The 18,395-nt window shown below is 67.8% G+C and carries 16 protein-coding genes and 3 pseudogenes; 10 read left to right on the top strand and 9 right to left on the bottom strand.

Annotated features, from left to right (window positions below):
* Window positions 1-62 precede the first annotated feature (62 nt).
* On the top strand, window positions 63-938 hold the full coding sequence (gene rpoH / locus DL544_RS18930) for an RNA polymerase sigma factor RpoH (protein ID WP_005411269.1): 876 nt from the start codon (window positions 63-65) through the stop codon (window positions 936-938).
* Window positions 939-1,072: 134 nt separating this feature from the next.
* Here the strand turns inward: rpoH and purD are convergent, their stop codons facing one another.
* Both purD and purH read right to left on the bottom strand, forming a co-directional pair.
* Window positions 1,073-2,356, bottom strand: a complete 1,284-nt coding sequence (gene purD, locus DL544_RS18925; RefSeq protein ID WP_139727820.1) for a phosphoribosylamine--glycine ligase — start codon at window positions 2,354-2,356, stop codon at window positions 1,073-1,075.
* Between the two features lie 61 nt (window positions 2,357-2,417).
* Window positions 2,418-4,001 carry a bifunctional phosphoribosylaminoimidazolecarboxamide formyltransferase/IMP cyclohydrolase gene (gene purH, locus DL544_RS18920; RefSeq protein ID WP_139727818.1) on the bottom strand — a complete coding sequence of 528 codons (1,584 nt, stop codon included), beginning with the start codon at window positions 3,999-4,001 and terminating at the stop codon, window positions 2,418-2,420.
* 207 nt (window positions 4,002-4,208) lie between these two features.
* Between purH and DL544_RS18915 the strand changes: the two genes are divergently transcribed.
* The 6 genes and pseudogenes from DL544_RS18915 to DL544_RS18890 all read left to right on the top strand — a co-directional run.
* Entirely contained in the window at window positions 4,209-4,826 is a 618-nt protein-coding gene (locus tag DL544_RS18915; RefSeq protein ID WP_099485488.1) for a CDP-alcohol phosphatidyltransferase family protein, read from the top strand.
* Between the two features lie 34 nt (window positions 4,827-4,860).
* Window positions 4,861-6,612, top strand: a complete 1,752-nt coding sequence (locus DL544_RS18910; protein ID WP_139727816.1) for a bifunctional alpha/beta hydrolase/class I SAM-dependent methyltransferase — start codon at window positions 4,861-4,863, stop codon at window positions 6,610-6,612.
* Window positions 6,612-7,940: a phosphatase PAP2/dual specificity phosphatase family protein gene (locus DL544_RS18905; protein ID WP_139727814.1), complete on the top strand. Its 1,329-nt coding sequence runs from the start codon at window positions 6,612-6,614 to the stop codon at window positions 7,938-7,940. Before DL544_RS18910 ends, DL544_RS18905 begins: the two co-directional genes overlap by 1 nt.
* Window positions 7,937-8,374 (top strand): hypothetical protein, encoded by a 438-nt coding sequence (locus tag DL544_RS18900; RefSeq protein WP_005419714.1) that lies wholly within the window; start codon window positions 7,937-7,939, stop codon window positions 8,372-8,374. Before DL544_RS18905 ends, DL544_RS18900 begins: the two co-directional genes overlap by 4 nt.
* Before the next feature lie 13 nt (window positions 8,375-8,387).
* Complete coding sequence (locus DL544_RS18895; RefSeq protein ID WP_005419712.1) at window positions 8,388-9,017, top strand: lysophospholipid acyltransferase family protein; 630 nt, start codon at window positions 8,388-8,390, stop codon at window positions 9,015-9,017.
* Window positions 9,014-9,990 (top strand): annotated as a pseudogene (locus DL544_RS18890) (phosphatidate cytidylyltransferase); the annotation flags it as partial. The gene DL544_RS18895 and the pseudogene DL544_RS18890, both read left to right, overlap by 4 nt.
* Window positions 9,991-10,191: 201 nt before the next feature.
* Here the strand turns inward: DL544_RS18890 and fis are convergent.
* The 3 genes and pseudogenes from fis to prmA all read right to left on the bottom strand — a co-directional run bounded on the left by fis (window position 10,192) and on the right by prmA (window position 12,311).
* A complete protein-coding gene (gene fis, locus DL544_RS18885) occupies window positions 10,192-10,467 on the bottom strand; it encodes a DNA-binding transcriptional regulator Fis (protein ID WP_005419706.1) in 276 nt (91 codons plus the stop codon).
* 115 nt (window positions 10,468-10,582) lie between these two features.
* Window positions 10,583-11,348, bottom strand: a pseudogene (locus DL544_RS18880) (DUF3426 domain-containing protein).
* 42 nt (window positions 11,349-11,390) lie between these two features.
* On the bottom strand, window positions 11,391-12,311 hold the full coding sequence (gene prmA / locus DL544_RS18875) for a 50S ribosomal protein L11 methyltransferase (RefSeq protein WP_065186334.1): 921 nt from the start codon (window positions 12,309-12,311) through the stop codon (window positions 11,391-11,393).
* Window positions 12,312-12,474: 163 nt separating this feature from the next.
* On the opposite strand from prmA, the gene DL544_RS18870 reads away from it, so the two are divergent.
* Together DL544_RS18870 and DL544_RS18865 are read left to right on the top strand one after the other, a co-directional pair.
* The gene (locus DL544_RS18870) at window positions 12,475-13,440 is read left to right on the top strand and encodes a hypothetical protein (RefSeq protein ID WP_065178827.1); all 966 of its coding nucleotides are present in this window, start codon (window positions 12,475-12,477) and stop codon (window positions 13,438-13,440) included.
* On the top strand, window positions 13,437-13,811 hold the full coding sequence (locus tag DL544_RS18865) for a hypothetical protein (protein WP_005419699.1): 375 nt from the start codon (window positions 13,437-13,439) through the stop codon (window positions 13,809-13,811). Before DL544_RS18870 ends, DL544_RS18865 begins: the two co-directional genes overlap by 4 nt.
* Window positions 13,812-13,944: 133 nt before the next feature.
* Here DL544_RS18865 and accC read toward each other — a convergent pair whose 3' ends face one another.
* The 4 genes and pseudogenes from accC to DL544_RS22610 all read right to left on the bottom strand — a co-directional run bounded on the left by accC (window position 13,945) and on the right by DL544_RS22610 (window position 17,382).
* Entirely contained in the window at window positions 13,945-15,312 is a 1,368-nt protein-coding gene (gene accC, locus DL544_RS18860; protein ID WP_065178826.1) for an acetyl-CoA carboxylase biotin carboxylase subunit, read from the bottom strand.
* A gap of 10 nt (window positions 15,313-15,322) precedes the next feature.
* On the bottom strand, window positions 15,323-15,802 hold the full coding sequence (gene accB, locus DL544_RS18855; RefSeq protein WP_019660824.1) for an acetyl-CoA carboxylase biotin carboxyl carrier protein: 480 nt from the start codon (window positions 15,800-15,802) through the stop codon (window positions 15,323-15,325).
* Window positions 15,803-15,861: 59 nt separating this feature from the next.
* On the bottom strand, window positions 15,862-16,305 hold the full coding sequence (aroQ, locus tag DL544_RS18850) for a type II 3-dehydroquinate dehydratase (RefSeq protein ID WP_065186305.1): 444 nt from the start codon (window positions 16,303-16,305) through the stop codon (window positions 15,862-15,864).
* A 349-nt stretch (window positions 16,306-16,654) separates the two neighbouring features.
* Window positions 16,655-17,382 (bottom strand): annotated as a pseudogene (locus DL544_RS22610) (DOPA 4,5-dioxygenase family protein).
* Window positions 17,383-17,547: 165 nt separating this feature from the next.
* On the opposite strand from DL544_RS22610, the gene DL544_RS18840 reads away from it, so the two are divergent.
* Window positions 17,548-18,375, top strand: a complete 828-nt coding sequence (locus DL544_RS18840; protein ID WP_065178825.1) for an isocitrate lyase/PEP mutase family protein — start codon at window positions 17,548-17,550, stop codon at window positions 18,373-18,375.
* Window positions 18,376-18,395 lie beyond the last annotated feature (20 nt).

The following is an 18,395-nucleotide window of genomic DNA, read 5'->3' as shown; positions in this document are numbered from 1 at the left end:
AGGATGCTGGAACTTTTTCCTCCTTTAGCAGTCCAAATCCCGGACTGCTAAGATGGGTGCCTATGAGCCAGAACACCTCTACTGCCCTTGTGGCAAACAATCTCCCGATTCCCAGTGCGCTCGGTTCGCTGGACGCCTACATCGGTGCCGTGCACCAGATCCCGGTGCTGTCGGTCGATGACGAACAGGACCTGGCCCGTCGCTTCCGCGACGGCAACGATCTGGACGCCGCCCGCGAGCTGGTGCATTCGCACCTGCGCTTCGTGGTGCACGTGGCCCGCGGCTACAACGGCTACGGCCTCGCGCTGGGTGACCTGATCCAGGAAGGCAACATCGGCCTGATGAAGGCGGTCAAGCGCTTCGACCCGGACATGGGCGTGCGCCTGGTCTCCTTCGCCGTGCACTGGATCCGTGCCGAAATGCACGAGTTCATCCTGAAGAACTGGCGCATCGTGAAGGTCGCCACCACCAAGGCGCAGCGCAAGCTGTTCTTCAACCTGCGCAAGTCGAAGACGCGCCTGGGCTGGATGAACGCGGCTGAAGTCAGCGCGGTGGCCAAGGACCTGAACGTGTCCGAGCGCGAGGTCATGGAAATGGAGTCGCGCCTGTCCGGTCGCGATATCGGTTTCGATGCGCCGACCGACGAGGACAACGAGCACGCCCCGCCGTCGCCGGCTGCGTTCCTGGTTGCCGATGACGAAGACCCGTCGATGGCCTACGAGCGCGAGGACAGCGAAGACAACCAGATGCAGCTGCTGCGCGAAGGCCTGGCCGAACTGGATGCGCGTTCGCGCGACATCATCCGTCGTCGCTGGCTGGATGCCGACAGCAAGGTGACGCTGCAGGAGCTGGCCGACGAGTACGGCGTGTCCGCCGAGCGCATCCGCCAGGTCGAGGCGAACGCGCTGAAGAAGATGAAGGCGCTGTTCACCGCGTAAGGCGGGATGGCGTTGAAGCCAGGAAAAGGCCCGGCATTGCCGGGCCTTTTCTTTTCGGTGGCGTCCTCATCCACGCATGGCGTGGATCTACCCAGTGTCAGTAGAGCCACGCCATGCGTGGCTGCGGCGCGGCCTCAGCCCTCGCGTGCGATCGCGCGCCAGCCGATGTCGGTGCGGTGGAACGCGTTGGCCCAGCTCACCTTGGCCACGCCGGCATAGGCATTGGCCTGTGCGTCGCGCACGCTGTCGCCCAGTGCGGCCACGCACAGCACGCGGCCACCGGCACTGACCACCTGGCCCTGCGCATCCAATGCCGTACCGGCATGGAACACCTTGGCGCTGGCCGGCACGTCGCCGAGGCCGGAAATCACATCACCGGTGATCGGCGCTTCCGGGTAGGGCCTCGCGGCCAGCACCACGCCCAGTGACGGGCGCGCATCCCACTGCGCTTCTACCTGGTCCAGGCGGCCATCAATCGCCGCTTCCACCAGCTCGACCAGGTCCGACTGCAGGCGCAGCATCACCGGCTGGGTTTCCGGATCGCCGAAGCGCACGTTGAATTCAATTACCTTCGGCGCGCCGCTGTCATCGATCATCAGGCCGGCGTAGAGGAAACCGGTGAACGGGATGCCGTCGGCGATCATGCCCTGCACGGTTGGGTTCACCACTTCGCGCATCACGCGTGCATGCACCTCCGGCGTCACTACCGGCGCCGGCGAGTACGCGCCCATGCCACCGGTGTTGGGGCCGGTGTCGCCGTCGCCGACGCGCTTGTGGTCCTGCGAGGTGGCCATCGGCAGCGCATGCACGCCGTCCACCATCGAAATGAAGCTGGCTTCCTCGCCATCGAGGAATTCCTCGATCACCACGCGGGCGCCGGCATCGCCGAACGCGTTGCCGGAGAGCATGTCACGCACCGCGTCTTCGGCCTCGGCCAACGTCATTGCGACGATCACGCCCTTGCCGGCGGCCAGGCCATCGGCCTTGACCACGATCGGTGCACCCTTCTCGCGGATGTAGGCCAGGGCAGCGTCCACGTCGGTGTGCACGGCATAGAACGCGGTGGGGATGTTGTGGCGGGCCAGGAAGTCCTTGGCGTAGGCCTTGCTGCCTTCCAGCTGCGCGGCGGCGGCGGTCGGCCCGAAGATGCGCAGGCCGGCGGCGCGGAAGCGGTCGACCACGCCGGCCACCAGCGGTACTTCCGGGCCGACCACGGTCAACGCCACGCCTTCAGCCTGGGCCAGCGCCAGCAGGCCGTCGATATCGGTCACCTTCACCGCCAAGTTGCGGCACTTGTCTTCGCTGGCGGTACCGGCGTTGCCGGGCGCCACGATCACGTCGGTGACACGGGAGGACTGGGCCAGCTTCCATGCCAGGGCGTGTTCGCGGCCGCCGGAGCCGATGACGAGGATCTTCATGGGACAGGGTTCTCGGATACGGAAAAGAAAAGCCGGGCAGGGCCCGGCTTGGTGATGCGGATCAGTGGCGGAAGTGGCGCACGCCGGTGAACACCATGGCCAGGCCATGTTCGTCGGCGGCGGCGATCACTTCGGCATCGCGCATCGAACCGCCCGGCTGGATAACCGCCTTGATGCCGGCGGCAGCGGCGGCATCGATGCCGTCGCGGAACGGGAAGAACGCATCGGAGGCCATCACCGAACCCTCGACCACCAGGTTCGCGTCGGCGGCCTTGATGCCGGCGATGCGGGCCGAGTACACGCGGCTCATCTGGCCGGCGCCGACACCGATGGTGCGGTTGTCCTTGGCATAGACGATCGCGTTGGACTTCACGAACTTGGCCACCTTCCAGGCAAACAGCAGGTCGGTGAACTGCTTGTCGGTCGGCGCCAGCTTGCTGACCACCTTCAGCTCGTTGCGGGTCATGCCGCGGTTGTCTGACGACTGCAGCAGCAGGCCCGAGCCGACGCGCTTGCTGTCGAAGTTGTTCAGGCCGTCGCCATGCGGGATGCGCAGCACGCGTACGTTGGCCTTCTTCTGCGCGTACTCCAGCGCGGCCGGTTCGTAGTCCGGGGCAATCAGCACTTCCACGAACTGGCGGTCCAGGATCACCTTGGCGGTGGCGGCGTCCAGCGGCGTGTTGAAGGCGATGATGCCGCCGAAGGCGCTGGTCGGGTCGGTGGCGTAGGCCAGCTCGTAGGCATCGCCGTTGCCGGCGCCGACGGCCACGCCGCACGGGTTGGCGTGCTTGACGATGACGCAGGCCGGCGCATCGAACTGGCGCACGCATTCCCACGCCGCATCGGCATCGGCCAGGTTGTTGTAGCTCAGCTCCTTGCCCTGCAGCTGCTGGAAGGTGGCCAGCGTGCCCGGGACCGGGTACAGGTCGCGGTAGAACGCGCCGCTCTGGTGCGGGTTCTCGCCGTAGCGCAGGTCCATCACCTTCACGAAGGTGGAGTTCATCTGCGCCGGGTATTCGGCACGGGCCGGCACGGCGGCGTCGGTGGCGGTGACCGCCGACAGGTAGTTGCTGATCGCCGCATCGTACTGGGCGACGCGGTTGAACGCGGCCACCGAGAACGCGAAGCGGGTGGCAGCCGTCAGCTGGCCGTTGTTGGCCTCCAGCGAGGCCAGCAGCTCGGGGTACTGCGACGGGTCGGTGGCCACTGCCACGCGGGCGAAGTTCTTGGCCGCCGAACGCAGCATGGCCGGGCCGCCGATGTCGATGTTCTCGACCGCGTCGGCCAGGGTGCAGTCGGCCTTGGCGGTGACCGATTCGAACGGGTACAGGTTCAGCACCAGCAGGTCGATGGCGCCGATGCCGTGCTCGGCCATCACCGCGTCATCCAGGCCGGAGCGGCCCAGCAGGCCGCCGTGCACCATCGGGTGCAGGGTCTTGACCCGGCCGTCCATCATTTCCGGGAAACCGGTGACCTCGGCCACGTCCTTCACTGCCAGGCCCGCCTCGCGGATCGCCTTGGCGGTGCCGCCGGTGGAAAGCAGCTCCACGCCGCGTGCCGCCAGCGCAGTGGCCAGCTCGACCAGACCGGTCTTGTCGGAAACGGAGAGGAGGGCCCGGCGGACGGGCAACAGATCAGCAGTCATGGGACAGAATCGGCAGCGGAGCGGGGCCGATATTGTAGGCGGTGGCGGCCGATGGCGGGCGCTGGTGGTGGCAATCAACCCGCACCGATGGCCTGTGGCCGCCTTCAGCACCGTCTGGACGGGGGCGGTCCGCAATCAATTCGATGGGGCACGCTGCCCAATCGGGTAGGCTGTGCGGGAACTGCCAAGGATCAGCGGGTTCGGATCGTGTCGATCTATGCATTGAAAGGACGTTTTCAGGACCTCCTGCGTCCAGCCGTACGCGGCCTGTACCGCATGGGGATCACCGCCAATGCGGTGACCGTGGCCGCTGCCGTGGTCTCGCTGCTGGTGGCCGGCGCCGTCTGGTGCTGCGCGCCGGCGCAGCCATGGCTGTACCTGCTGCTGCCGCTGTGGATGCTGCTGCGCATGGCGCTCAACGCGGTGGACGGCATGCTGGCCCGCGAATTCGGCCAGCAGTCGCGGCTGGGTGCCTATCTGAACGAATTGTGCGATGTGATCGCCGATGCGGCGCTGTACCTGAGCCTGCTCAGCGTGCCGGGCGTGCGCCCGGAGGCGCTGTGGCTGCTGGCCTGGACCGCGGCGCTGAGCGAATACGCCGGCGTGCTGGGGCTGATGGTCGGCGCCAGCCGCCGCTATGACGGCCCGATGGGCAAGAGCGACCGCGCCTTCGTGATCGGTGCGCTGGGCCTGCTGCTGGCGTTTGAGTGGGTTGGCGCGATGACGGTCACGGGCGTGGCCGCGGCCATGGCGGTGCTGTGCGTGCTGACGATGATCAACCGGGTCCGTCGCGGACTGCGGGAAACCGCAGTTTCGCCAAATTAATCAAGCAGATAGAAAAAGACAATCAGGAGATTGCATGCGTCAGGCGCAGGAACGGGAATTCCACAGCTTCGACCAGGTACCGCTGTTCTACCGGTACTGGGCGGGCACCACCGCAGCGCCGGCCACCAAGGCCATCGTGCTGCTGCACCGCGGGCACGAGCACTCCGGGCGTGTTACCCATCTGGTCGATGAGCTGGACCTGCCTGACACCGCCTTCTTCGCCTGGGATGCGCGCGGCAATGGCCGTTCGCCGGGCGCGCGTGGCGATGCACCGGGCTTTCCGGCGCTGGTGCGCGACCTGGACAGCTTCATCGCCCACATCGGCGCCGAGCATGGCATCGCGGTGGAAGACATCGTGGTGATCGCGCAGAGCGTGGGTGCCGTGGTCGCCGCCACCTGGGTGCACGACTACGCGCCGCGCCGGCGCGCGCTGGTGATGGCCTCCCCGGCGTTCAAGGTGAAGCTGTACGTGCCGTTCGCACGCCCGGGCCTGGCCTTGATGCAGAAGCTGCGCGGCAACTTCTTCGTCAACAGTTACGTCAAGCCGCAATGGCTGACCCACGATCCGGCGCGGGTGGAAAGCTACCGCACCGATCCACTGATCACCCGGCCGATCTCGGTGCGCGTGTTGCTGGGCCTGTATGAGGCGGCCGATCGCATCGTCGCCGATGCGCAGGCCATCAGCGTGCCGGTGCAGTTGCTGGTGTCCGGCTCGGACTTCGTCGTGCACCGTGGCCCGCAGGACCGCTTCTACGAGCGCCTGTCCAGCCCGATCAAGGAGCGCGTGCATCTGCCGGGCTTCTTCCACGACACGCTGGGCGAGCGTGATCGGGCACCGGCACTGGCACGTATCCGCAGCTTCATCCAGGCGCGATTCGCCGAACCGTTGCGCGAGTTGTCGCGGCGCGATGCGCACCGCCATGGGCCGACATTTGAGGAGTCTGAAATCCTGGCCTGGCCGCCCGAGCGCAACAGCCTGGCCGACCTGCGCTGGCGCGTGGTGCGCGGTGGCCTGCGCTTTGGCGGCAGACTGTCCGAAGGCATTGCACTGGGCCTGCAGACCGGTTTCGATTCGGGCAGCACGCTGGACTACATCTATCGCGACGAAGCACGTGGCAAGGGCCCGTTGGGGCGCCTGGTCGACCGCAACTACCTGGATGCGATCGGCTGGCGCGGCATCCGCATTCGCGGTCGGCACCTGCAGGAACTGCTGCGCGATGCCGCCCAACGCCTGCGCGGGCAGGGCATGCCGGTGCGCGTGCTGGACGTGGCCGCTGGCCATGGCCGTTATGTACTGGAAGCGCTGGGCCAGGGCGAGCAACGCGCCGAGCGCATCGTGCTGCGCGACTTCAGCGGTCTGAACGTGACCCAGGGCCAAGCGTTGATCGAGCGCCTCGGTGCGTCCGACATCGCCCGTTTCGAACAGGGCGATGCGTTCGATCCGGTGCAGCTGGCGCAGGTCGATCCGGCGCCGACGCTGGCGGTGGTATCGGGCCTGTACGAACTGTTCCCCGACAACGACGCCGTGCTGTGCTCGCTGCAGGGCATCGCCGCAACGGTGCCGATGGGTGGCTACCTGGCCTACACCGGCCAGCCCTGGCACCCGCAGCTGGAGTTCATCGCCCGCGCGCTGACCAGTCATCGTGGTGGCGCTGCTTGGGTGATGCGCCGCCGCACCCAGCAGGAAATGGATGAACTGGTGCGCCTGGCCGGGTTCGAGAAAGTGGCGCAGCGCATCGATGACTTCGGCATCTTCACTGTGTCGCTGGCACGCCGGACCGCGTGATGGCGACGCTGGCTGCAACTCCGCTTGCCACGGCGGGGCGCCCCTGGCGGCGCGCGCTGCTGTGGCTGGCCCTGCTGGGCCCGTTCTTCTTTGCCAGCTACGGCTTCGCCAACTGGATGGCCGGCCGCCACGCCGAACTGCCGGTGATGGCGTTCGGCTGGGAAACGCAGATTCCGTTCATGCCATGGACGATCGTGCCGTACTGGTCGATCGACCTGTTCTACGCGGTCTCGTTCTTCCTGTGCCGGCAGCGCCTCGAACTGGACCGGCACGCATTGCGGCTGTTCAGTGCACAGCTGATCGCCGTGAGCTGCTTCCTGCTGTGGCCGCTGCGCTTCAGCTTCGAGCGGCCGGAGATCGGCGGCGTGTTCGGTTGGCTGTTCGATGTGCTGCTGGGTTTCGACAAGCCGTTCAACCAGGCGCCATCGCTGCACATCGTGCTGCTGATCGTGCTGTGGGTGAAGTTCGCGCAGTACCTGCACGGTGCCTGGCGCTGGGTCCTGCATGTGTGGGCGCTGCTGATCGGCGTCTCGGTGTTGACCACGTTCCAGCATCATTTCATCGACATCCCGACCGGGCTGCTGGCCGGCTGGCTGTGCGTGTGGCTGTGGCCGGAGCAGGGCACGCCACCGCTGCGGGCCTGGCGCATCGCGCGGCATGCCAAGCGGTGGCGATTGGCTGCGCTGTACCTGCTGGCGGCCGCCGTGCTGCTGGTGCCGGTGGTCCTGCTGCGGGGTACGGCGTTGTGGCTGCTGTGGCCGGTGGTGTCGCTGATGCTGGTGGCGCTGGCGTATGCCGGGCTGGGCACGGCGGTGTTCCAGAAGCGCGCCGATGGTCGCCTGAGCATGGCGGCACGCTGGCTGCTGGCACCGTACCTGGGCGCCGCCTGGGTCAACTCGCGGCTGTGGACACGGCGTGCGCCGCAGCCGGTGCCGGTGCTGGACGGCGTGTGGCTGGGCCGGATTCCCTGCACGGTATTGCCGGCACCTTTGGTGGCCGTGGTCGATGCCTGCGCCGAGCTGTCCTGCTGCGCGCCGGGTGCGGCGTATGGCAGCGTGCCGATGCTGGACCTGGTGGTGCCCACGCCGGAGCAGCTGCGCGAGGCCGCCGAGGCCATCGAGCGTCTGCGGCCGCAGGGGCCGTTACTGGTGTGCTGTGCACTGGGCTATTCGCGCAGTGCCGCCAGCGTGGCGACGTGGCTGCTGCGCACGGGCCGTGCCGCGGACGTCGGAGCGGCGGTCGCCATCGTGCGTGCGGCACGCCCCGGCATCGTGCTGGGCCCGGAGCATCTGCAAGCCATCACCGCAGCGGCTGGAGTGCGCGCATGAGTGCCGTTCCCGATCTGGCGACCATGCAACTGCTGCTGCGCCAGGGACGCTGGCCCGCGCTGCTGTCGCTGGGGCTGCTGCTGGTGGCGCTGCTGCTGCTGGGCATCGAAGCGGGGTTGGCGATGATCGCCGCCGGGCTGTTGCTGCTCAGTGTGGGCGCTGGGCTCGTGCAGGCCTACCATGCATGGCGGGTCGGGCTGGACGCGAGCCTGCTGCAGCTGTTGCGCGATGAAGGCCTGGAAGGCGAAGCCGCTGCACGCCGTACCGACCAGTTGCTGCAGGACAGTGGCCTGCGCCGCACACCGGCCGATGCGCCGCTGCGCGGCTGGGACGTGCGTTGGGCCGGCATGCGCCGGCTGCTGCTGCGCCAGTACCTGCTGACGGCAGTGCAGGCCGCACTACTGGTACTGGCCGTAGTGTGGCCGCAGACGTGAACGGGAGGGACCGATGTTCGCCGAACTGATTGCACGCGCCTGCAGTGGCGCGATCCACGTGGTGACGGGCGCCCGTGCGCTGTGGATCGGCTGTGCGCCGTCCAGCGAGCGCCGCGTGTACTACGGCAACCACGCCAGCCATGGCGACTTCGTGCTGATCTGGTCGTCGATGCCGCCCGCGCTGCGGCGACAGGTACGCCCGGTGGCCGCCGCCGAATACTGGCAGCGCGACGGCCTGCGCCGCTACCTGATCGATGCGGTGTTCAACGGTGTACTGGTAGAGCGTGAGGCCGGGCACCGCCAGCAGGACCCGTTGCAGGTGCTGCGCGATGCGGTCGACGAAGAGTGCTCGCTGATCCTGTTCCCGGAAGGCACGCGCAATGTGGGCGATGAGCCGCTGCTGCCGTTCAAGAGCGGCATCTACCACCTGGCGCGGCAACGGCCGGAGCTGGAGTTCGTGCCGGTGTGGATCGACAACCTGAAGCGGGTGATGCCGAAGGGCCGGTTCCTGCCGCTGCCGCTGCTGTGCACGGCTACGTTCGGCACGCCGCTGCGGCTGCAGGCCGACGAGGACAAGGCTGCATTCCTGGCCCGCAGCCGGCAGGCGCTGCTGGACCTGGCGCCGAATGGAGGGCGCGCATGAGCTATCTGATGGACGTGTCCGGTGACCTGGCCGCGCGCAGCGTGGGCCAGCAGACCGGTCTGCTGTTTGCCGGCGTCGGCGTGGTGCTGGTGCTGGCCACGCTGGTGGCCGAGACCCTGCGCTGGCGGCAGCGTGGGCAGCCCAGTGCAGTGATCGCCAACCTGGTGTCGCGCATCCGCGCCTGGTGGGTGATGGCGATCGTGGTCGGGCTGGCGCTGTTCTTCGGTCGCGCCGGGGTGATCGTACTGTTTGCGATCATCTCGCTGTTCGCGCTGCGCGAGTTCATCACTCTGGCACCGACCCGCTCGGGCGACTACTACGCGCTGCTGGCCGCGTTCTACATCGTGCTGCCGTGGCAGTACTACCTGGTGTGGATCGACTGGTACGGCATGTACACGCTGCTGATTCCGGTCTACGCATTCCTGTTCCTGCCGATCCTGTCGACCATCGGTGGCGATACCACGCACTACCTGGAGCGGACGGCGAAGGTGCAGTGGGGGCTGATGATCTGCGTGTTCTGCATCTCGCATGTGCCGCTGCTGCTCAACCTGCATGTGCCCGGGCATGATCCGGCGCGCAACGTGCTGCTGTTTGCCTTCCTGGTGATCGTGGTGCAGTCCTCGGATGTGCTGCAGTACATCTGGGGCAAGCTGCTGGGCCGGCACCTGATCGCCCCGAAGCTATCGCCGTCGAAGACGGTGGAGGGCTTCGTGGGCGGCGTGCTGAGTGCCAGTGCGCTGGGTGCGGCACTGTGGTGGATCACCCCGTTCACGCCGCTGCAGGCGTTCGGCCTGTCGCTGCTGATCAACCTGATGGGGTTCTGGGGGGGCTGGTGATGTCGGCGATCAAGCGCGACCGTGGCATCAAGGACTGGGGCCACATGATCGAGGGCCATGGCGGCATGCTCGACCGGCTGGATTCGGTGTGCTTCGCCGCGCCGGTGTTCTTCCATGTGGTGCGGTATTACTGGAAGGCGGCGGGGGCGGGTGATCCTACCGGGCCTTCATCCACGCATGGCGTGGATCTACTGACGGGCGGGGGCGGTTGACTTTGCCGGGCTTCCATCCACGCATGGCGTGGATCCACCGGTAGTGCCGGCCGCTGGCCGGCAACTGCAACTCCCTGCCATCGTTCATGGGGTTGCCGGCCAGCGGCCGGCACGACCCACGCGCGCTTACGCGCTGATGCCGTATTCCTTCAGCTTCTTGCGCAGGGTGGCGCGGTGGATGCCCAGCATCGCCGCGGCGCGGCTCTGGTTGCCTTCGCAGTGGTTGAGCACTTCCACGAACAGCGGGATTTCCATCTCGCGCAGCACGATCTCGTAGACATCGTCCGCGTCGCAGCCATCAAGGTCACGCAGGTAGCGGCGCACGGACTGGGCGACGTGTTCACGCAGCGGTGGCCGGGGAGCGCCACGACTGTTGTCAGGACGAGAGAGGACAGCGTTCAAGGGGGTTCCCGATTCGGTTGGCCCGTGCGCGCGGAGCGCGCGGCCGGACGAGGTGGTGGCGGCCAGTCTAGCGCGAGCGTGCCCGACCTACCACGGCTGGTCGCCTCTATCCTGCTCAGAGGAAGTCGAATGTGAATGCGACGGTGGATGCGGCGGGTTCCTGCACGCGGAACGCAATGCGTGCACTCTGGCCAGGTTCCAGCACGGCCGCGCCGGGGTTCTCGCCGAGGTACTGCGCCGGTGCGAACACGCCGCTGCCGATCACCCGGCCATCGGCGTCAGACAGCGACAGGCGCAGATCCGGCCAGGCCTGTGCCCAGCGCGCATCGTTGCGGATGCTGGCCTGCACCTGCAGTACGCCCGCCTGGCCCGGCACGGGGCGGATCTCGCGGCTGGTCATGGTGAACGCGGTGGGGTCATGCCAGGCCGGCAGGCTGCAGCGCAATACGCCGCACAGTGCGCCCAGCCAGGCGCGGTTGCCGGCGTCGGCGGCCAGTCGCGCACGATCGGCCAGCACGCTCTGCAGGACCAGCAGCAGTGCCAGTCCGGCGACCAGCCCCCAGTGCCAGCGTGGCGTCGGCAGTGCGCGTGGCCGCGAGGTGCCCAGGAAACTGGGTGCATCTCCGGCCACGGCCTGCGGAGCCGGAGCGGCAAGGACGGGTTCGATCACGACCGCTTCGTCGGGGTTGACGATGTCATCGCACTGTCGCGTTTCCGCCATCGGTGGCGGCGCCGCTTCGAGGGGGGCGGGCTTGGGCTGGCGGGATGTCATCCATCGCCGGGTCGGGCGTGCGTGAATCGGTCGCAGGTGCAGCCTCGCCTTCCGACGCGGGGCGCAGGAAGGTGGCCAAGGGGCGGCGCGGCGGGTTCGGCTCGGACATGCTCAGGGTGCGGGCTCGGATCCAGCGGTCATTCAATCACGATCAGGCGCGGCGTACGCCGGTGATGCGCATCCAGTCGCCATCCTGGGTCGCCTGCAGGTCGTTGAACCACGCGGCGTAGCGCTGCAGCAGTTCGCCTTCCTGGCCATGCAGGATGCCGGACAGGGCGATGCGGCCGCCGGCAGCGACGCGCGCGGCCAGCAGCTCGGCCAACGCGTCCAGTGCCGAGGCAAGGATGTTGGCGACCACGATCGGGTAGGTGGCGACCGGTTCGTCCTGCGGCAGGTACACGTGCATGCGTGCCTGCTCGCCGTTGCGCTCGGCATTGTCGGCGGTGGCGACCAGCGCCTGTGGATCGTTGTCCACGCCGACCGCTTCGGCGGCACCCAGCTTCAGCGCGGCCAGGGCGAGGATGCCCGAGCCGCAGCCGAAGTCGAGCACGCGCTGGCCCTGCAACTGGCCGTCCACGGCCAGCTGGTCCAGCCAGCGCAGGCACAGGGCGGTGGTCGGGTGGGTGCCCGAGCCGAAGGCCAGGCCCGGGTCCAGCCGCACCACGGCGGCATCGGCGGCCTGCGCGGCGTCCGGCAGTTCATGGTTCCACGGCACGATCCAGGTACGGCTGCCGAAATCCATCGGCTGGAACTGGTCCAGCCAGGCGCGTTCCCAGTCTTCATCCTCGACGGCGCGGAAGCTGCCGTTGCTCCAGTCCAGTTCCGGATCGAACGATTCCAGCGCGGCCAGCAGCAAAAGTGCATTGCTGTCGGCGGGGAACAGTGCGCTCAGCACCAGGGTGTCCCACAGCGGCGTTTCACCCACGCCGGGTTCGAGGATGGCCTGTTCGTTGCTGGTGTCGGCTTCGGCATCGAGCAGGGTCACAGCCAGTGCGCCGACGTCCTCCAGCGCATTTTCATAGCGGGGCTGGGTGGCTTCGGTGCAGCGCAGGGTCAGTTCCAGGAACGGCATGGCGGTGGGGGCAATCACGGGAAAGGGGCCATGCTAGACCATCGGAGCGTCTCCGTATCGCGTGAGATGCCACCTTGAGATGAACGGGGGCAGTTCAGACAGGCCTGCCGGGCCTTGCTAAACTCGTCACTTTCCTGTGCGCCGTGAACGCTCACCGCCGCCGATGGCCTTCGCCCCGACCCTGAAAACCTGGTTGCTCGTGCTGCCGGCGGTGGCCGTGCTGGGCGTGGCCGGGTACCGGGCCAGCGGCCATGCGGCGGGCGTGGCATCACCGTCGCCGGACCTGCCGACCGTCGTGGCCAGCCGCGACAGCGGAGCGGCGTTGCCGGTGGTGCCGGAAGCCCTGGCGCGCCGGCTGGCCACCGTCGAGCGCGGCAACACGCTGCCGTCGGGCCTGCCGCTGGACCTCCGCGCCGACATCGAAGACGCCAGCGATCTGTACGCCTACGCCCAGCGACTGCGCGTGCAGGCCGATACAGGTAACCATGAAGCGCGCTGGATGCTCAGCCGCGTGTACGACTATTGCGCGCAGTACGCACTCGATCCGGGTGGCTACCGCCTGGACAACAACGTGTTGAGCGGGTTGGGCCTGACCGCGGCGCCGGCGATGATCGAGGCCCGCGAGCGCGTGGCGCAGCGGTGTGGCGGCTTCGTTCCGGGCGACAAGCTGGGCGCTGCGCTGGTGCTGGCCGAACGCCGCAAGGCGGCCGCGCAGGGCAACCTGGCCGCAGAAGCATCGTTGTTCGCCGAGGGTGAGCCGTTGCATGACAGTGCCGAGTACCGCCGCGACCTGGTCGAGCGCGTGCGCACTTCGCGTGACCCGGAGGCCTATATGGCGATCGCGCCGGGCATGGGCGTGCGTGCCGCCGGTGACAGCGCACTCGACGGCCTGGTGGCGGGCGAACAGCTCAGTGAGCTTGCATGGCGGCTTGCGGCCTGCGAACTCGGTCTACCGTGTGGAGCGGACAGCGTGCTGGTCAACAGTTTTTGTGCGAACGGAGGGATCTGTTCGCAGGATGGAGCGCAGGATTTCCGGGATTTCGTGTATGACGCTGCGGTATCGCGGCAAGGTGCTGGGAAAATGAAGGAATGGATCAAGCGATTGATTGGAAAGAGGGACGGGCGATGAATTACCGTCGATTCCTGCATGGGGCCAAGTTCTGGTTCTGGGTGGCGCTGTTCGTGGCCTACTCTGCCGGTGCGGTCGGCCTGCTGATGATCGATACCTACGAGGATCGGTACCGGCATCTGTCGAAGGTGGAACTGACCACGGTGAAGGCGCAGGAAGACGTGCGCCGCGCCGGCGCCAGCCAGGTCGCTGCGGTCTATCGCGCGCAGACGGGCATGCCGTTCGCTTCACTGCCGGCTGGCAGCACCTTCCAGGTAGTTTGGCCGGATGGCTCGACCGAGACCATGGTGATCGTCGATCCGACCTCGCCCAATGGCGTGCGGCCGCTGGCCAATTCGCAGATTCCGGCGACCGCGGCGGACGCGCGCTGAGGCCGCATCAGTAGAGCCGAGCCATGCTCGGCTGCACTCGCCCGCAAGCCGGGAACGGCTCGGCGCTGCCGGAAGGAAAACAGGAAAGGGCGGGAATATCCCCGCCCTTTCCATGTCCAGCATCGGGTGACGATCAGGTCAGCGCGATCGGCTTGTTCTTGCGTTCGGCAAGGCGCTTTTCCAGGTAGTGGATGTTCTGTCCACCGGCCTGGAAGCCCTTGTCGCGCATGATCCGCTGCTGCAGGGCGATGTTGGTCTTGATGCCATCGACCACCATCTCGCTCAGCGCCACCCGCATGCGGGCGATGGCGGTTTCGCGGTCCGGGCCGTGCACGATCAGCTTGCCGATCATCGAGTCGTAGTTGGACGGCACGCGATAGCCACTGTAGATGTGGGTATCCACGCGCACGCCGGGGCCGCCCGGCGGATGGAAGCCGGTGATGGTGCCCGGGCTCGGCACGAAGGTCTCAGCATCTTCGGCGTTGATGCGGCACTCGATGGCATGGCCGGTCAGTACCACGTCGCTCTGCTTGATCGACAGCTTCTGGCCAGCGGCGATCTTCAGCTGCTCGGCCACCAGGTCGATGCCGGTGACCATTTCGGTGACCGGATGCTCCACCTGGATGCGGGTGTTCATTTCGATGAAGTAGAAGCGGCCGTCCTCGTACAGGAATTCGAAGGTGCCGGCGCCGCGATAACCGATGCGGATGCAGGCTTCCACGCACACCTTGCCGATCTGCTCGCGCTGTTCGGCGGTGATGCCCGGTGCCGGTGCTTCTTCCACCACCTTCTGGTGGCGGCGCTGCATCGAGCAGTCGCGTTCGCCGAGGTGGATGGCGTTGCCCTGGCCGTCGGCCAGCACCTGGATCTCCACGTGGCGCGGGTTCTCCAGGAACTTCTCCATGTAGACCTCGCCATTGCCGAACGCGGCCTTGGCCTCGCTCTTGGTGGTTTCGATCGAGGTCTTCAGCGAGGCTTCGGCGTGCACGACGCGCATGCCACGGCCACCACCGCCGCCGGCCGCCTTGATGATGACCGGATAACCGATCTCACGGGCGATCTTGGTGTTGGCGACGATGTCGTCGCCCAGCGGGCCGCCCGAGCCGGGCACGCACGGCACGCCAGCGGCCTTCATCGCGCGGATGGCTTCGACCTTGTCACCCATCATGCGGATGGTGTCAGCCTTGGGGCCGATGAAGATGAAGCCAGACTCTTCCACGCGCTCGGCGAAGTCGGCGTTCTCCGACAGGAAGCCGTAGCCCGGGTGGATGGCCTGGGCGTCGGTGACTTCAGCAGCGGCGATCAGTGCCGGGATGTTGAGGTAGCTCTGCGGCGACGGCGCCGGACCGATGCAGACCGACTCGTCGGCCATGGCCACGTGCTTGAGGTTGCGGTCGACCGTGGAGTGCACGGCCACCGTGCGGATGCCGAGGGTGTGGCACGCGCGCAGGATGCGCAGCGCGATCTCCCCTCGGTTGGCGATGACGACTTTGTCGAGCATGGCGCGCCCCTCAGCCGATCACGAACAGCGGCTGGTCGAACTCCACCGGCTGGCCGTTCTCGCCGAGGATGGCGACGATGGTGCCGGACGTGTCGGCTTCGATCGGGTTGAACATCTTCATCGCTTCGATGATGGCCAGGGTTTCGCCTTCCTTGACCTGCTGGCCCACGGTGACGAAGGCCGGCTTGTCCGGGGCGGACGAGGCATAGAAGGTGCCGACCATCGGCGAGCGCAGCACGTGGCCTTCCGGCAGCGCCGGGCCCGGCTTGGCGGTGCCGCCGGTGGACGCTTCGGTCGGCGACTGCATCGGCATGGCCTGCGCCGCCGGCGCCGCCGGGGCGGCGTACACCGGAGCAGCGACCGGTGCGGCATAACCAGCGACCGGAGCGCGCGACAGGCGCACCGACTCTTCGCCTTCCTTGATTTCGATTTCAGCCAGGTTCGACTCTTCCAGCAGGTCGATCAGCTTCTTGATTTTGCGCAGATCCATGAGGGCCTCTTTGGTTTCTATCTAGGTGAGGAGAGCGCCGTGGGCGCCCGGGTCGACAATCAGGTGGCGGATACGCGCAGCAGCGCCGCGTCCATCGCGTAGCGGTAGCTGTCGGCACCGAAGCCGCACACCACGCCCACCGCCTTGTCACTGAAGTAGCTGTGCTGGCGGAAGGGTTCGCGGGTATGCGGGTTGGATAGGTGGATCTCGATGAACGGCACCGCCACCGCTGCCAGCGCATCGCGCAGGGCCACCGAGGTGTGGGTGAAGGCGGCGGGGTTGATCAGGATGAAAGCGGTTCCGTCGTTGCGCGCAGCCTGCACGCGGTCGACCAGCACATGCTCGGCGTTGGACTGCAGGCTCTCCACGGCGTGCCCGGCAGCCGATGCCTGCGCGGCCAGGGCCTGGTCGATGTCGGCCAGCGTGGTGTGGCCGTACACCTCCGGCTCGCGGGTGCCGAGCAGGTTGAGGTTGGGGCCGTGCAGGACCAGCAGCTTCGCCATGGGATCCGGAAGACGGGAAAGGGCGGCAGTCTGGCGGAACCGGTGGATGCTGTCCAGTTCGGCGAAGTTTGCAGCGTTTCAATCGTATGTTTGAAACGTGCCGGAGGGCCTGTGGCTGTATGGCGGACGCCGGATCAAGGCGCGCTGAACGTCGTGCAGGCGGTGGATGCGAGCACATAGGCCGACGATCACGGCAGGGCCGGGCGAGGGGCGATGCCGCAACGGCCCATGATGCGGTAGATCCACGCCATGCGTGGATGAAGGAAGTGCGGCGCGCAGCAAGCTACGCAGCCACCGAGGGGGCTGCCCAAGGTGCGCTGCCCCCCCAGCGCCCCAATCGGACATCCGCTCAGGTTTCCAGCGGCACCGTCGGCACCACGTTCGGGAATACCTCCTCCAACGGCTCCTGTTCCCCCGGTTGTGGCGCCGGCCAGTTGTAGGCGTTCACCGGCTGCGCGCGGTTCACCCACAAGGCGTAATACAGGTGATCGGCGCGACCGTCGCCGGTATTGGGGTGGATCAGGATGGTCAGCCCCAGGCTGTTGAGCTGCAGCCACGGCACCAGCACCGGCAGCAGGTCGTTGGTGAAGCCGAAGTAGAAAGAGGGCGTGACGTGCGGGCCGCGCGGCTCCAGGTTCCAGTTGCCCAGCTCCACCGGGAAGCGCTCGGCGGCCCAGCGCCGCAGCAGGGCTGCCTTCTCGAAGCTGTCCTCATCGAAATAGATATGGGCGTGGTAGCTCTTGATGTCGGTGTAGGCGCGCGGGCGGTGGGCAACGTGGCCTCGCCGGGGCGCACGCTGGCCGGGCGCGGGGTCGGTTCGCTGGCCGTGGCCTGGCCCCAGGGGCTGCGGCCCTTGGGCGCTGGCGGAACGATGGCGCGGAAGCCAGGTCGCCCGGGTTCGGTGGTGTTCACGGCGCTGCCGACGCGCGCGGCGGCGGTGGCGGTGGACGCGCTGGCCAGGCCGCCGGCGGCCAGGCCGGCCGACGCGATCAGGCGCCGGCGGGCGGGCGAGAGCAGGTCGGCCCAGTGGGCGTCATCGTCGCCTGCGTCGGTGAGGGGATGCGGGTCCGGGTGCATGAGGGGCTCCGTGGCGGCATTGTGGGGGCAGGCGTCCACGCTCGGGCAGGGCTGCCGGTGGCGTCCAATAAGCAGCCGGCATCACTTCATGCACGGCTGCCTTCGTCGCCTTGAGCGCGACCGAACGGCGGGCTAGGGTGCAGGTCTACTGCCCCGGAGCCCGCCATGGCCTCGCCTGATGCCGACACCCTGCGCAAGCGCGCCAGCTTCCGCCAGTTGCATGCAGCAGGATGCTTCGTGCTGCCCAATCCGTGGGACGTGGGCAGTGCGCGCTATCTGCAACGGCAGGGCTTCCAGGCCCTGGCCACGACCAGTGCCGGCTGCGCCTGGAGTGAGGGGCGGCCGGACGGCGCGGTATCGCTGCAGGCCACGCTGGAGCACCTGCGACTGATGGCGGCGGCGACCCCGTTGCCGTTGAATGCCGACTTCGGTGATGGTTTCGGCGCTACGCCACAGGCGGTGGAGGAGGCGGTAGCCGCGGCGCTCGCTACCGGCATCGCGGCGTTGTCGATCGAGGACGCCAGCGGCCTGGCCGATGCACCACTGAGGCCCATCGAGCAGGCGGTCGAGCGATTGCGCGCGGCGCGTGCGGCCATCGACCGCGCGGGCGGCGACGTGCTGCTGGTCGGGCGAGCGGAGAACTTCTTCGTGGGCGTACCGGATCTGCAGGACACCCTGCGGCGCCTGCGTGCCTACGCCGAGGCCGGTGCCGATGTGCTGTATGCACCGGGCATCAGTACGCGCGAGCAGATCAGTGCGGTGGTCGCCGCCGCGGGCTCGAAGCCGGTGAACCTGCTGGTCGCTGGACCCACAGCACTGAGCCTGCAGGACATCGCCGCACTTGGCGTTCGCCGGGTCAGCCTGGGCGGTGCGCTGGCGCGTGCCGCGTGGGCTGGACTGATGCAGGCGACCCAGCCGATCGTGCAGGACGGACGCTTCAATGGCCTGCAGCAGGCGGCGTCCGGGGCTGCCTTGAACGCGTTGTTCCAGTAGCCCCGCGCCCTGCATGACGG

It is taken from the genome of Stenotrophomonas sp. pho (genome assembly GCF_006228405.1).
Taxonomy (GTDB): Bacteria; Pseudomonadota; Gammaproteobacteria; order Xanthomonadales; family Xanthomonadaceae; genus Stenotrophomonas; species Stenotrophomonas sepilia.
The sequence above is the reverse complement of the archived record's forward strand: the minus strand, read 5'-3'. Positions and strand labels throughout refer to the sequence as shown.

Excerpts from the sequence above, each read along its gene's own strand:
- DL544_RS18895 (WP_005419712.1), top strand. The coding sequence starts at position 8,388 with ATGTTCGCCGAACTGATTGCACGCGCCTGCAGTGGCGCGATCCACGTG.
- aroQ (WP_065186305.1), bottom strand. The coding sequence starts at position 16,305 with ATGGCGAAGCTGCTGGTCCTGCACGGCCCCAACCTCAACCTGCTCGGC.
- DL544_RS18870 (WP_065178827.1), top strand. The coding sequence starts at position 12,475 with ATGGCCTTCGCCCCGACCCTGAAAACCTGGTTGCTCGTGCTGCCGGCG.
- DL544_RS18910 (WP_139727816.1), top strand. The coding sequence starts at position 4,861 with ATGCGTCAGGCGCAGGAACGGGAATTCCACAGCTTCGACCAGGTACCG.
- rpoH (WP_005411269.1), top strand. The coding sequence starts at position 63 with ATGAGCCAGAACACCTCTACTGCCCTTGTGGCAAACAATCTCCCGATT.
- DL544_RS18905 (WP_139727814.1), top strand. The coding sequence starts at position 6,612 with ATGGCGACGCTGGCTGCAACTCCGCTTGCCACGGCGGGGCGCCCCTGG.
- accC (WP_065178826.1), bottom strand. The coding sequence starts at position 15,312 with ATGCTCGACAAAGTCGTCATCGCCAACCGAGGGGAGATCGCGCTGCGC.
- prmA (WP_065186334.1), bottom strand. The coding sequence starts at position 12,311 with ATGCCGTTCCTGGAACTGACCCTGCGCTGCACCGAAGCCACCCAGCCC.
- DL544_RS18900 (WP_005419714.1), top strand. The coding sequence starts at position 7,937 with ATGAGTGCCGTTCCCGATCTGGCGACCATGCAACTGCTGCTGCGCCAG.
- DL544_RS18865 (WP_005419699.1), top strand. The coding sequence starts at position 13,437 with ATGAATTACCGTCGATTCCTGCATGGGGCCAAGTTCTGGTTCTGGGTG.
- DL544_RS18840 (WP_065178825.1), top strand. The coding sequence starts at position 17,548 with ATGGCCTCGCCTGATGCCGACACCCTGCGCAAGCGCGCCAGCTTCCGC.
- purH (WP_139727818.1), bottom strand. The coding sequence starts at position 4,001 with ATGACTGCTGATCTGTTGCCCGTCCGCCGGGCCCTCCTCTCCGTTTCC.
- purD (WP_139727820.1), bottom strand. The coding sequence starts at position 2,356 with ATGAAGATCCTCGTCATCGGCTCCGGCGGCCGCGAACACGCCCTGGCA.
- accB (WP_019660824.1), bottom strand. The coding sequence starts at position 15,802 with ATGGATCTGCGCAAAATCAAGAAGCTGATCGACCTGCTGGAAGAGTCG.